Below are 12,963 nucleotides of genomic sequence, written 5' to 3'. Positions count from 1 at the left end.
GGTCGTCTGGGACGCCTTGCTGCAAACTTTGGATAACTGACAGCATATGGTCGACAGCACCGTGGTTCGTGCCCATTCACAGGCAACTGGCGCAAAAGAGGGGCTCATGCGGAAGCTTTTGGTCGGTCACGCGGCAGCTTTACGAGCAAAATCCACGCCCGATGCGACAATCAGGGACGTCCTCTTGGTTTTGTCCTCACCGACGAGCAGGTCTCGGACTATAAAGCCGTAAATGCCCTGCTGGAACTTCCGGCTCCAAACCCCAGGGCCATGCTGGCTGATCGGGGGTTATGACAGCGACGGTTTCCGCCAGGACCTGCTGATCCACGGGATCCTGCCGGTTATTCCCTCACAAAAAGGCCGCAGTGTTCCACAGAAAACAGACTGACAACGTTACAGGGACCGCAACCGCGTCGAGCGGATCTTCAACCACCTCAAGCAGATGCGCCGCATTGCGATCCGCTACAACAAGACCGCCCCGTCCTTCATGAGTTTCCTCAATATCGCCGCAGCAAGGCTCTGGATTGGATCTTTTGCCAACGTGACCTAGGCACAAAACGAAAAAGGGTTTCAGGAGCCTTACTGGTCGTCCGGTTTGAAACGACCCTCAAACGCGATCTTCTCAAGCGGCAGACGCCCAGAAGGTTGCTCGCGCTGACGTAAGCCTTCTGGCAGAACATCAGCATCCGCCTGCCGACCAATGACGAGGGCTGCATGCACCTGATAGTCTTCGGGAAGCTCCAGTCCCGCATGGGCCAGGTCATGATCGAAACCGCTGATCGGGTGAACGGCCCAGCCTGCCTGTGAAGCCTGAAGCTGTATCAGCACCGACGCCGCGCCTGCATCGAAAGCATGGGTCGGCAAGGGAGACGGTTCTCCCGTTCTGCTGGAGATCGTAATTGTTCCGGAAACGATATAGACAATTGCAGAGGCATTTTCCGCCCAGCTTCGGTTGAACGGAATCAACCATGACAGGAACCTGTCCCAATCCGGCGTATTCCGGCGGGCATGAATAAAACGCCAGGGCTGGATATTGTAAGCCGAAGGAGCCCAGCGGCCTGCCTCCAGAAAACCAAGCAGATCTTGCGGATCGATGTCCGTCGGCTCGTACGCCCGCGGCGACCATCGATCGAGAATAACCGGGAGAACCTCAGAATTCGGCGCGCGGTCAGGGGCAGTTGTCATGACATTAGCCTTATCAAAAATACGATCTCATGCAGCATGCACGCCTAGAGCATCCAGCAACAGACTGCGTAAACCCTCAAATCCTGGATCAGCATGCCGCCGGGGACGCGGAATGGTAATGGGAACATCTACCCTGATGCGCCCCCGTTCAAGCACCACAGCCCGGTCTGCAAGAAGAAGCGCCTCATCAACATCGTGGGTTACAAGCAGCACAGCACAGCCGTGTTTCTTCCACAGATCAGCGACCAGTTGCTGCATTTTCAACCGGGTCAGGGCATCCAGAGCAGCAAACGGCTCATCCAGCATCAGAAAGGCCGGTTCTCTGACAAGTGCCCGTGCAAGGGCCGCGCGCTGGGCTTCCCCACCTGAGAGCGTCAATGGCCAAGCGTTGCTGCGGTGCGATAAACCGACTTCTTCCAGAACAGCCTCCGCCCGCTGCCGGATAGCTTTGTCTTCCTGTCCCAGGACAACATTCTTCCACACACGTTTCCATGGAAGAAGACGATGTTCCTGAAACACGACCGAGACGTCGCGCGGTCTGGTCACTGCGCCGTCTGTCACCGGATCAAGCCCGGCAAGCGTTCTCAAGAGCGTCGATTTTCCGGACCCGCTGTGCCCCAGAAGAGCAACAAATTCGCCCGGCGCAATCGCCAGATCCAGTTCATCCAGAACAGGAGGACCGTTATTGAAGCGACGCGTGAGTCGCTCCACAATAACGGCGGTACCCGGATGAACGTCAGACTGTATGTGCGTCATGCCGTACGACCTTTTCGTCCATCCGGACGCCAAGCCAGCAGTGTGCTTTCCAGAAGGCGGACAATCTGATCGGACATCAGCCCCAGCACACCGTAAACCAGAAGCCCGACAAGAATGATGTCAGTCCGCAGAAAGTCCTGAGCATCCATCATCATATGTCCGATGCCACTTTCCGCGTTCACCTGTTCAGCAACGACCAGCATCAGCCAGGACACCCCAACAGCGTACCTGAGTCCCGTCAAAAAATCAGGTAATGCGCCCGGAAGAAAAACATCCCGAATAGTCTGCCACCGCGACAGTCCGAGCGTGGATGCCATTTCCACAAGCTTCGGATCGATAGACCGGATGCCTTTATGCAGATTCAGATAGATCGGAAACGTCGCTCCGAGCGCAACAAGCAGGATCTTGGGCGTCTCGCCAATTCCAAACCACAAAATATACAACGGCACGAGAGCCAGCGCAGGCAACGTCCGCAGGATTTGCAGAGGCGCATCCACAATATCTTCCCCGATACGGGACAACCCCGAAACAAGCGCCAGAGCCACACCCAGACTGATGGCAAGACCGAGGCCGCTTCCTGCCCGCAGAAGCGAAACACCCAGATTGAAAGGCAATGTTCCATCGCACACCAGCGTCCAGCCCGTTACGGCAATCTGAACCGGAGACGCCACAAGCCTGGTGGAAAGCAACCCTGACGAGCAGGCAATCTGCCAGAGACAGACCAGCACAATGGGAGACGCATACCGCCTTATGGAAACAAGGGTCCTCAAACTCCGGGTTGTCCCCCTGGTTTCGGCAGTCTTGTAAGATCCAGTCAGTGTGATGGCGTCTGACATCGGGCGTCCTCCCACAGGCAGCGTTAGACGCCCACCTTCCCTATTCTACGCGCAGATGTCAGGTGAATATTGTAAATACCAATGTTTGACGTGATTTAATTGTTCTTGAGCAGGCATGGAGTCAGGCTGGAGACTTTCCTGTCGTATGCAGGATGTGGCCCCAGTTCTGAACGAGTTGTTTCTCATGGCCTCTGTAAGAAAACTTTTGCCCTTTATGGCCGCGCTTCTTTTGGGACCCTCTTTTGTACACGCAGAAGAAACTTTGATTGTCGCCGATCAGAAAGGCCAGCAAAAAGCCCTTCTCGAAGCTGCAGGACAGGACAAAAACCTGCCTTACACGCTTCAGTGGACCGAATTTGAAGCCGCGGCTCCTCTTCTACAGGCACTTGCAGCAAATGCCGTGGATACGGGCATTGCGGGAGATGGCCCTTTCCTTTTTGCATGGGGCGCTCATCTACCCATCAAGGCAGCTTTCCTTGTTCCCCCTAGAGGCGGTGGCGAGTCTACGGCTGTGGTTACTTCGGCCACCTCACCCATTCACACCGCAGCGGATCTGTCGGGTAAAAGGATCGGAACGGGCAAAGGGTCGATCGGGCATCTGTTGCTTCTGCGCCTGATTGCCACGGGTGCCATTCCTTCACCGGCTCCGCATATCGTTTTTCTTGCGCCCGCTCAGGCCAAAGCCGCCCTTGATACGGGGCAGATTGATGCCTGGTCTACATGGGAACCGTATGTGTCTCTGGCAGTCGTCGAGAGTCATGCACACAACATTGTGGATGGCCGCAATGTCATGCCCAATAACAGTTTCTTTGTTGCGACCAATGAGGCTCTGGCAACAAAGCACGCACAACTGGCAGATTTCTATCAACGGATGACAGCTGCTTACGCATGGGGCACAGAACATCAGGCCGAATATGCCGCCATTCTGGCGCGCCAGACCGGCCTCCCCTTGCCCGTCGCAACCGCCGTGGCCAAGCGCCTGATCGCTGCTCCTGCACCTTTGACTCCAAAGGTCATTCAGCAGGAACAGACGACGCTGGACGCTTATCGCTCCGGCGGTTTCCTGAAAGACGCGGGAAAGCTGGAAGACGCTTTCGATCTGACAGTTTCCACCCCCCAATAAATACGTTCTAGTATCTGCCAGACCGAGGAAAGACGGAGAACCGCCATGGGTGACAGTCCCTTTTCCCCTACCACCAGTACAGTCGTTACGGACAAAGCCCTCAACGAACTGGTTCAGGTCTTTACCGAGCGCGCCCCACGCTATGACCGTAGCGGCAATATTGCGGTCGAGAACCTGCATGACCTTCATGAAGCGGGTTTCCTCGCCCTGGCATTGCCAAAAGCTGCTGGGGGAGAAGACATTTCCCTTCGGACTGTGACACAGATCGTCAGCCGTCTTGCACAGGGTGATCCATCGACTGCCCTCATTCTGGCAATGCAGTATCTTCAGTCTGGAGCCTTCGCACATTCGGCTCAATGGTCAAACGAGGTAAAGCAGGAACTGTTCGAAAGCATTCGTCAGGAAGGCGCACTCATCAACGCCCTACGTGTGGAACCGGAACTTGGCACGCCTGCCCGTGGTGGCCTGCCCGATACGACTGTCAGCCAAAACGGTTCGACATGGCGTATTTCCGGCCGCAAGATCTTCTCAACAGGCTCGACAGCCCTTCAGTGGGGGGTTGTCTGGGCAAAAACGGATGATGCCGAACCCAAGGTCGGACCGGTTCTTGTTCCGCTCGACCTGCGAGGGGTGCGGATCGAGAAAAGCTGGCACCAGCTTGGAATGCGTGCCACCGGCAGTCACACCATCATTTTTGATAATGTGGAAATTCCAGAGCGCTATCTGGGCCTTCTGGCGCCTTCTCCTGCAAAGGAAACTGGCCCGGTCGCGATTGCAAGTTGGCATGCGATTGTCATTGCCGGCCTCTATAATGGGATTGCCATCGCGGCGCGGGACTGGCTGGTGACGTTCCTTCACAGCCGCGTTCCTTCCAATCTCGGGGCCTCTCTCGCAACCCTGCCCCGTTTTCACATCCTGCTCGGTGAGATTGATGCTCTGCTTCTGTCCAATGAGGCTTTGATTAACCATGCCATCACCCTCGCGGAACAGGGTACGGAAAGCGACACCCGCGCCGGACTGGCCAAACAGGTTGTCACCGAAAATGCCATTGCCGCCGTCAGCAAAGCGGTCGCCGCTATCGGAAACCCCGGTCTGAGCCAGGACAACCCACTGGAACGGCATTATCGCAATGTGCTGTGCGGTCGCGTTCACACCCCTCAAGGTGACAGCGCCCTTCTGGCAGCCGGGCGAGAGGCCCTGAAGGTCTAGATACAAAAAAACCCGGCGACCACGAAAGTCGCCGGGAAAGATCGTCAGGCTTCAGATATTTTCCAGAACTCTGAAGCCATGAGTTCCATCCTTCTCAAGCTGGGCAACCAGCCCGTACTCCCAGTCCAGATAGGCCTGCATCGCCTCTGCCGCATTGTCCGTGCCTTCATAAGGCCGTTTGTAGACATCATCCGGTGTGGAAAAGGCCTGCGAATCATCCAGCCCGGTTTCAAGCGCATAACCTGCTGCCTGCCAAGCCTCCGTTCCTCCCTTCAAAACACGAATGCGACGGCTTCCGTCAGCAAGATCCGGCGCTGCCAGATAAGCGGCAATACCATTCGGAGATACCAGAACGATCTCTTCAGCCTCACGAATGACCGGATGAGACACCAGATCCGGGCGGATCACGAACCGCGCACCCGGAATATGTCCCTTCCGGAAAGCCGGACTGGTGGCGAGGTCCAACACCAGACTCTTGCCCCCCTCAAGATGCTCATGCAGTTCTAGAGCAGAAATCGTTTCCACGTCCGGCAAAGGCTGGGAAAGCAAAGGCGCTTCCTGCCCGGTTTCTAAAGGCAGACCATCCCATTTTTCCAGAACGTAAACACCGTTCCATCCCAACTGCCTGAGCCAGTGCGCCGTCATTCTGGCACGAACCCCATCGTCATCCGTCAGAACAATCGTTCCATGCCGGACACCAACCCATTCATCCGTTGCCTGCACAAGCTGGCCACCCGGTGCGGAACGAAACCCCTTCAGATGCTCTTCCACGTATTCTTCAGGCGAACGCACATCCAGTCGATAAACAGTCCGCTCCGGATCAGCCAGAAACCTTTCTAGATCGTCCGTCGTAACAGACCGAACACCGGTCCGCTCTGCCAGAAGTTCCGCACGCTCGCGCGCTGCCTGGTGGTTCTGCTCCGAGACGTCTCCTCCTTTATGGGCTGCGCCATGTTCGAGCGAAAGTCCTTCCAGCGTCCAACCAATTGTGCCGTTTCGAAGCGCAAAAACCGGGTTGGGTATTCCCGCATTGACGAGGGACTGCGTGCCAATGATGGATCTTGTCCGTCCCGCGCAGTTCACAATGACGGTTGTTTCCGGCGAAGGCGCAATATCCCGAACCCGCAACGCCAGTTCACCCCCCGGAACAGAGCGGCCTCCGGGAATAGACATGACATTGTACTCAATGAACCGTCTTGCATCGAGAATAACGAGATCATCGCCGCGCTTGATCCTATCATGAACCTCACGCGCTGGTAGGGATGGTGTGTGCCGGACATGTTCGACGAGTTCGCCGAATGCCTTGGACGGGACGTTCACATCAATGAAGATCTCCCCCCTGGATCGTTTCCAGCCTTCCAGACCGCCCTCCAGCGCCGAGACGTCCGAATATCCAAGAGACTGGAGCAGTCGAACAGCTTTTGCCGTACGGCCTTCCCCGTTATCATACACAACAATGGGGGCGTCCTTGCGCGGCACCAGCCCGGCAATGCGCTCCTCGATGCGTCCCACAGGCAGGTTGACGGCAAAGAGCGGATGCGCAGAGGCAAAAGGCCCTTCTTCCCGGACATCCAGAAGCGCGATTTCAGCACCATTTTTCAAGCTCTGCCGGACGTCTTCCGAAGAGGTCACGGGCAGAAGATTTGTAATGCTGTTCATGCAGCCTTGCTCCTGGAACGATCCCAGAGATTGGGAACGTCCTCGCTCGAATATCCGGATATGAAACTCTTCTCGATGCCACTGGTCTCATCGTAAACGGCACGCGAAACACCGCCGATATTGGCCCCGTACACATGGATGGAAATGGACGTCTGATCCGGCTGGGCATTGGCCACAAGATGATAGTCATTCACCCCCGGCGCCAGAAATGCGACCTCACCCGGTTCAAGGAAGTCCGTGTCGCCTTTTTCAAAGGTCCCATCGTCCCTGCGCGTAAACTGCGTTTCGCTTTCCTTCCCGCGCAGCATCCCGATCAGGCCCCAGACACGATGATCATGCAAAGGCGTTTTCTGCCCCGGCCCCCAGACGAAACTGACAACAGAAAACCGCTCCAGCGGGTCACAGTGCAGAAGATACTGGCTGTAGCGTTCCGGATGTGGCCGGGTATAGGTTTCGGGTAGCCAGTCATCGCGCGAAACGAGTGTTTTCAGAAGCTCCGCTCCCGCTTTCTGGATCGATGCGGCATCGGAATGTGTCTCGAAAAGCCGAGTAAATCCGGAAACGAACTCCCGCAATGGCTCAATATTCGTCATTGATTTCGCAATCCTTAATCGAGGAGATCTGGCTCAAGTGCGACGATCCAGTCCCAAAGAGGCTGGAACGAATAATAGGCACCTTGCGCCGTCCCGACCTGGCTGGCAGTCAGCCGTGCAATATCCGGCGCGATAGGCTTCAGCGGTCCGGCGGCCTGCGCCAGAAGTTGGGTATGGGCGGCGTTATCCATAGCCAAAAACCACCACGCCACGGCTTCAACGGTCGGCCCAGCGGTCAGAAGACCGTGGTTCTGAAGGATCAGAGCTTTCCGGTTTCCCAGCGTCGCGGCCAGACGGTCACCTTCATTGTCATCCAGAACCACCCCGCTAAACGGATCAAAAACCGCATGATCCTCGTAAAAAGCACAGGAATCCCGCGTGATGGGGAGCAGTTCAGTCCCTAACGCGGAAAATGCCTTGCCATATGTGGAATGGGTGTGTGCCGCAGCGATCACATCCGGGCGCGCACGGTGCAACGCCGAATGTATGGTAAAGCCTGCCGTATTGATCGGGCGTTCACCGATCAGGATATTTCCTTCATGATCCACAAGCTGAAGGTCAGAAACCTTGATCTGCGAGAAATGCACAGCCAGCGGGTTAATCCAGTACCGGTCCGGGAACTCCGGATCACGGGCAGTCACATGCCCTGCAAGCCCCTGATCGAAGCCATAGCGCCCGAAGAGCCGGAACGTCGCAGCCAGGCGCTGCTTCCGATGGAGGCGCTCTTCTTCAAACGTCGCTGCGGGTTTGCGCGGCTGAAGACGGTGGGTCCGTGCACGGACTTCCTGCAGGGACGAGATGTTATGCTGTGTCGCACTCATGAGGGTCTTCCTTGAGAAATCAGTATCCACGGCTCAGATCCAACCGGGCTTCCAGAGGCCGCCCCTGAAGGAAATTTTCGAAATTCCGGGTAATGCGCTGCCCTAAACTGGCCCGGACCAGGAGATGTGGGGCGTCAGCCGAATTTTGGGATGGGTGTAAAAGGGGTGTCCGGCAGGAGGAGGCTCAGGCGCCGTAACATCCAGCGTCGCTGCTGCGATACGTCCGTGATTGAGACTGTCCAGGAGCGCTGCTTCATCAATCAGCTTTCCCCGCGCAACATTCACGAGATGCAGTCCGGGCTTTGCTCGCGCCAGTATATCCGCGCTTACGATGCTATTCGTTTCTGATGTCAGCGGCAGGGCCAACACCAGATGATCGGCGCGTTCAAACAGCGTGCCGAGATCGGAAACCGGCTGCACACCTTCACGCTCCGCTTCCCCATCCGTCCACGCACTCCTGCGCCAGACGAGAACAGTCATGCCAAAGCTACGCGCCAGTCGAGCAATTTCCTGCCCAATAGCGCCGTATCCCGCAAGGCCAAGCGCCCGCCCCGCCAGCGATCCCAATGGCGCACTGTGTTTGACGACAGACGCCTGCTGCCCCCACTCCTCGGGAGAAGACGGCTTGAACGTTTCGAACCGCTTGGTCTGGGCCAGAAGAGCAAGAAGGACGTATTCGGCAATCGGTCCGGCAGCATTGCCGCGACCCGTCGTAATGTCGCGCCCCTGAAGTAGCCATTCTGGAAAACCATCAACGCCAGCCGATGCAATCTGCACCCAGCGGAGCGAGGGATTCCAGCCAACGGGAGGGGCTTCAGGGGCATTGCGCCATGCTGCAGACGGACCGGTCAACAGAATATCTGCCTCACCCGTATTCCATGGCTCGGAAACATCCCGGCTCTGAGCCACCACCCGGACGCGCTCACCCAACCCAGAAAGGATATGGCCGATTTCCGGCCCGATCTGGTTGATGACCGTCAAGGCCGTTGAGGCGCTTGCCATGTTTCAGGCAGCCTTCTGGCCAGAGCGCTGGTCTTCTTTCGCAACCAGCTCGCGAACACGCGGCAACAGATCCCGCCCATAGTCATAGGCGTCCACAAGCGGATCAAACCCACGGATCAGGAACGTTGAAATTCCCAAACGGTAGTAATCCAGAAGGGCTTCCGCAACCTGATCCGGCGTTCCCACCAAGGACGTGGAATTGCCTTTGGCGCCCGTCAGAGCGGCAATCCCCGTCCAAAGGCGCTTATCCAGCCTCGAGCCCTTCTCGGCCGCAGCCAGCAGACGGCGGGATCCTTCGTTCGGAATGATGGACGAACGTGTGTAGCCCGTCTTTTCCTGAAGAGCTTTGGCCTTCTCGAGAATGGCATCCGCCTTGGCCCATGCAGCCTCCTCCGTTTCAGCCAGTATGGGCCGAAGAGAGAGCGAAAACCGCAGGTTATTACGCCCCGCTTTTTCCGCAGCAGCCCGAACACGGGAGACGGTTTCACGAACCTGCTCGTAGGTTTCTCCCCACAGGGCGTAAACGTCCGCCTGTTCCCCGGCTACAGCAATGGCTTCGTCCGAAGAGCCGCCAAAATAAACCGGAATGGCGTCCCCCTGATAGGGAAGCACACGAGACTGGGCGCCATGCACAGTGTAGAATTTGCCTTGATAATCAAATGGCTCCCGGCTGCTCCATTCCCGACGGACAATCTCAAGATATTCGCGAGTCCGGGCATACCGCTCTGCCTTGACGGTGTGATCGCCATCGGCCTGAAGCTCCGTATCACTCCCGCCCGTGATGATATGTACGGCAGCCCGACCACGACTGATCTGATCCAGTGTTGCGAACTGACGGGCTGCCAGAGTCGGTGCCGTGAATCCAGGACGATGTGCCACCATCAAACCCAGCGTCCGCGTGGACGCAGCAACATGCTGGGCCAGAAGAATGCTCTCGGGCGAGTTAGAGTGAAAGGCGATCAGCACCCGGTCAAAACCACCATTTTCATGGATTTTGGCAGCCGTCTCGATATGGGCGAGATCAATGACCGGCCCTGTTGGGGGAATAATCTCGGAATGGTTCTGACTGCTCACGAACCCGATGAATTCCACAGGCATGGCTGAAGCCCCTAAAAGACTATAGTAAATTGTTGTATTGACAATATACTCATTTTCTTACGTCATAATTCAAGCAAGAAACACAAATGCCACACTTTTGCATGGTTAATTATAAGCCATGCCTCCAGCACGGAGCGCTGCTATGTCCAACACGTCCCTTCCACAGCGCATGGCACGCAATGTTCCAACTGAACTTCTGCGGTCTTTCGTCGCGATCGTTGAAGCTGGTTCTATGGCTCAAGCGACCGAGACGATCTTCCTGACGCAGTCCGCTCTGAGTCTGCAGATGAAGCGGCTGGAAGACGTGTTGCAGCAGAAACTCTTCCGTCGGGATGGACGAAAGCTGGTCCTTACCCCCGCTGGCGAAGAACCTGTGGCCTATGCACGACAGCTTCTCGCTCTCAATGACCGGATCATGCACAAGCTTGGAGACGTTTCTGAACCGGAACCCATAACGATTGGTATGGTGCAGGATTTTGCCGACACTATTTTACCAGACGTTCTGGCACGTTTTCGGCTCGAACATCCGCGCTGCAGGCTGACCGTTCGCGTTGGTGGCTCAGCGGAACTGCTGGAAATGTTTGATCGTTCCCGGCTGGATATTGTGTTGTGCCTGGGCCAACATGGGGATCGCCCCAATTCCTCCTGGCGTATTGTAGGACATGACAGAATGGTCTGGATCGGAGATCCGAGCGTTCTGGACCAGTCTGAGATTCCACTCGTCCTGCTGGAGCCACCCTGCCGGTTCCGCGAGGCCGCGTTGAGGACCCTTGCGAAAGCGCGTCGGGACTACCGCATTGTGCTTGAAACGCCGCATCTTCCCGCCATGCGCGCGGGGGTTCGGAGCGGTCTGGGCGCAAGTTGCCGGACGCGACGTTTCGCGACGTCCGAAGGTCTCTCCATTCTGCCAACGGGGATCCTGCCGGAAGTCCCGGAAATCGAAACAATTCTCGTACAGAGAAACGGCTTGCCGGAGGCTGCTCAGGACCTTGCCGAACTTCTGGCTCAGGCGACAGCTGATCAATGACCGGGCGCAAATTGCCACATAAGAAAAACTCTTTGGAAACCGCGCCCGGTTCTCCCCCATGGTGGGCCAATCAGGTCACCCTTGGGGTCTAATGAGCATGAGCACTCCCTCTTCTTCCCTCCAAAGCCGTTATGAAGCCGTTGAGGCAGAACGTCGCAGAACGTGGTCTCCTGAAGCTCTGGCTGGAAATATCGCGCAACGGGAAGCCCTTGTCCGTGCACAACCCGAAACGACGCATGTTAAAGCGGGCGACGTCCTTTCGCCGTACACGCTTCTGGACGCAGATGGTGCCACGGTTTCACTCGATGATCTGACATCTTCAGGGCCAGCCGTTCTGGTATTTTTCAGGTTCGCCGGCTGTCCAGCGTGTAATATTGCGCTGCCCTACTATGCAGAAACGCTGGCTTCCATTCTGAAAGCGGCAGGCATTCCGCTAGTTGCAGTATCCTCCCAGCCTTTTCCAGAACTCGACAGCATCAGAACGCGGAATGATCTGCCTTTTCCGGTCTTGAATGATCCGGAACTGGCGTTGTCTCAGGGTCTGGGAATTACCTATCTCTTCGATGAGACCGCGCAAGCTGCCGCGATTTCCAAAGGGAGCCGAAGCGAAGCCCTGAATGGAACACCGCGCTGGGAACTTCCAAAGCCCACCGTTCTGGTTCTCAATCCCGGTCGTGTTGTGCGCTTTATCGATATCTCGCCTGACTGGATGCGCAGAACAGAAACTTCAACAATCCTGAAGGTTCTCGGTCTAGACCAAAAAGACGTTTCTCATGCCGCATGACACCACAACCCTGCTTTCGCAAACCACCTTTGAAGCCCCTGCCGTCAGTCAGGACCAGTTCCGGGAAGCGATGAGCCTGCTTGGGGCTCCCGTGGTTCTCGTCACAACTGACGGCCCCGGAGGGCGTCAGGGGCTAACGGTTTCCGCCATCAGTAGTGTCAGCGATACGCCTCCGACGGTATTGGTCTGTCTGAACCGCAGTAATCGCTCCCATCAGGCGTTTCTGAAGAACGGTGTCGTCGGAATTAGTGTGCTGTCGCCTGTTCATCATGATCTGGCACGGGTCTTTGCCAGCCGCTCCGTAGAACCTGACGAGAAGTTCGCACAAGGCAACTGGGTCATTGGCGAAACAGGGTCAGCCCTGCTCTCAGACGCGCTTGTCACACTTGATTGCGAAATTGACGCCATTCACAGCGCGGGTACGCACGACGCCCTGTTCTGTGCCGTCAAATCCATTTCTACCAGTGCAGACGCCGACCATGGGCTTGCCTGGTTCTCTCGTAATTTTCACCATTTGCCCGTCAAACGGGCCTGAAATGGAAAACGACGCATGCTGCCGGCAGGGATGGCGCCAGACTGCGCGCGGGCCTGCTGGATAAAACCAATACGGCCTCAACGGTTTGGGCCGACAAGGCGTATCGCTCAAAACCCAATGAAGACTTCATGGAAAAGCACTGCTTGGTCTCAAAGGTTCACAGAAAAAAGCCGCATCTCAAACCTATGCCCCGACATCTTTCTCCGCCGTTTGATTCCTATATGATTCCAGTTAGTGCTCTGGAACGCAGAAAGGCCGCCCGGTAGGCGGCCTAAGTACTTGATATTAAGTTGGTTCAGTTGGTTGCGGGGGCACACAACCAAAGAAAACTGCTA

The 12,963-nt window shown here is 56.5% G+C and carries 14 protein-coding genes and 1 pseudogene; 7 read left to right on the top strand and 8 right to left on the bottom strand.

The annotated features are described in order from the left end of the window. Positions 1 to 36: 36 nt before the first annotated feature. Complete coding sequence (locus tag GJA01_RS15760) at positions 37 to 294, top strand: transposase (protein WP_099282464.1); 258 nt, start codon at positions 37 to 39, stop codon at positions 292 to 294. A gap of 285 nt (positions 295 to 579) precedes the next feature. Here GJA01_RS15760 and GJA01_RS14310 read toward each other — a convergent pair whose 3' ends face one another. The 3 genes from GJA01_RS14310 to GJA01_RS14300 are packed head-to-tail and all read right to left on the bottom strand — an operon-like array spanning position 580 to position 2,777. Beyond that, complete coding sequence (locus GJA01_RS14310; RefSeq protein ID WP_062502569.1) at positions 580 to 1,185, bottom strand: nitroreductase family protein; 606 nt, start codon at positions 1,183 to 1,185, stop codon at positions 580 to 582. Positions 1,186 to 1,212: 27 nt separating this feature from the next. After that, the gene (locus tag GJA01_RS14305) at positions 1,213 to 1,941 is read right to left on the bottom strand and encodes an ABC transporter ATP-binding protein (protein ID WP_010505447.1); all 729 of its coding nucleotides are present in this window, start codon (positions 1,939 to 1,941) and stop codon (positions 1,213 to 1,215) included. Next, on the bottom strand, positions 1,938 to 2,777 hold the full coding sequence (locus GJA01_RS14300) for an ABC transporter permease (RefSeq protein WP_062502568.1): 840 nt from the start codon (positions 2,775 to 2,777) through the stop codon (positions 1,938 to 1,940). Before GJA01_RS14300 ends, GJA01_RS14305 begins: the two co-directional genes overlap by 4 nt. Positions 2,778 to 3,039: 262 nt before the next feature. Between GJA01_RS14300 and GJA01_RS14295 the strand changes: the two genes are divergently transcribed. Further along, a complete protein-coding gene (locus GJA01_RS14295; RefSeq protein WP_255312287.1) occupies positions 3,040 to 3,900 on the top strand; it encodes an aliphatic sulfonate ABC transporter substrate-binding protein in 861 nt (286 codons plus the stop codon). 45 nt (positions 3,901 to 3,945) lie between these two features. Continuing rightward, positions 3,946 to 5,109 (top strand): acyl-CoA dehydrogenase family protein, encoded by a 1,164-nt coding sequence (locus tag GJA01_RS14290; protein ID WP_062502567.1) that lies wholly within the window; start codon positions 3,946 to 3,948, stop codon positions 5,107 to 5,109. A 51-nt stretch (positions 5,110 to 5,160) separates the two neighbouring features. Here GJA01_RS14290 and GJA01_RS14285 read toward each other — a convergent pair whose 3' ends face one another. The 5 genes from GJA01_RS14285 to GJA01_RS14265 all read right to left on the bottom strand — a co-directional run bounded on the left by GJA01_RS14285 (position 5,161) and on the right by GJA01_RS14265 (position 10,282). Next, positions 5,161 to 6,768, bottom strand: coding sequence for a rhodanese-like domain-containing protein (locus GJA01_RS14285; RefSeq protein ID WP_062502566.1), 1,608 nt, complete (start codon positions 6,766 to 6,768; stop codon positions 5,161 to 5,163). Beyond that, positions 6,765 to 7,361 (bottom strand): cysteine dioxygenase family protein, encoded by a 597-nt coding sequence (locus GJA01_RS14280; protein ID WP_062502565.1) that lies wholly within the window; start codon positions 7,359 to 7,361, stop codon positions 6,765 to 6,767. Before GJA01_RS14280 ends, GJA01_RS14285 begins: the two co-directional genes overlap by 4 nt. 14 nt (positions 7,362 to 7,375) lie before the next feature. Next, positions 7,376 to 8,182 (bottom strand): class II aldolase/adducin family protein, encoded by an 807-nt coding sequence (locus tag GJA01_RS14275; protein ID WP_062502564.1) that lies wholly within the window; start codon positions 8,180 to 8,182, stop codon positions 7,376 to 7,378. Between the two features lie 102 nt (positions 8,183 to 8,284). Continuing rightward, positions 8,285 to 9,184, bottom strand: a complete 900-nt coding sequence (locus GJA01_RS14270) for an NAD(P)-dependent oxidoreductase (protein WP_253783094.1) — start codon at positions 9,182 to 9,184, stop codon at positions 8,285 to 8,287. Between the two features lie 3 nt (positions 9,185 to 9,187). Beyond that, the gene (locus GJA01_RS14265; RefSeq protein ID WP_062502563.1) at positions 9,188 to 10,282 is read right to left on the bottom strand and encodes an LLM class flavin-dependent oxidoreductase; all 1,095 of its coding nucleotides are present in this window, start codon (positions 10,280 to 10,282) and stop codon (positions 9,188 to 9,190) included. Positions 10,283 to 10,424: 142 nt separating this feature from the next. On the opposite strand from GJA01_RS14265, the gene GJA01_RS14260 reads away from it, so the two are divergent. The 4 genes and pseudogenes from GJA01_RS14260 to GJA01_RS14245 all read left to right on the top strand — a co-directional run. Further along, entirely contained in the window at positions 10,425 to 11,309 is an 885-nt protein-coding gene (locus tag GJA01_RS14260; protein ID WP_062502562.1) for a LysR substrate-binding domain-containing protein, read from the top strand. Between the two features lie 97 nt (positions 11,310 to 11,406). Beyond that, the gene (locus GJA01_RS14255) at positions 11,407 to 12,093 is read left to right on the top strand and encodes a peroxiredoxin-like family protein (protein ID WP_062502561.1); all 687 of its coding nucleotides are present in this window, start codon (positions 11,407 to 11,409) and stop codon (positions 12,091 to 12,093) included. Then, complete coding sequence (locus tag GJA01_RS14250) at positions 12,083 to 12,628, top strand: flavin reductase (RefSeq protein ID WP_062502560.1); 546 nt, start codon at positions 12,083 to 12,085, stop codon at positions 12,626 to 12,628. Before GJA01_RS14255 ends, GJA01_RS14250 begins: the two co-directional genes overlap by 11 nt. After that, positions 12,628 to 12,828 (top strand): annotated as a pseudogene (locus GJA01_RS14245) (IS5/IS1182 family transposase); the annotation flags it as partial. The gene GJA01_RS14250 and the pseudogene GJA01_RS14245, both read left to right, overlap by 1 nt. Positions 12,829 to 12,963 lie beyond the last annotated feature (135 nt).

It is taken from the genome of Gluconobacter japonicus (assembly GCF_002723975.1).
GTDB classification, from domain to species: Bacteria; Pseudomonadota; Alphaproteobacteria; order Acetobacterales; family Acetobacteraceae; genus Gluconobacter; species Gluconobacter japonicus.
Note: the sequence above shows the minus strand (reverse complement) of the source record. Positions and strands in the feature narration are given on the sequence as shown.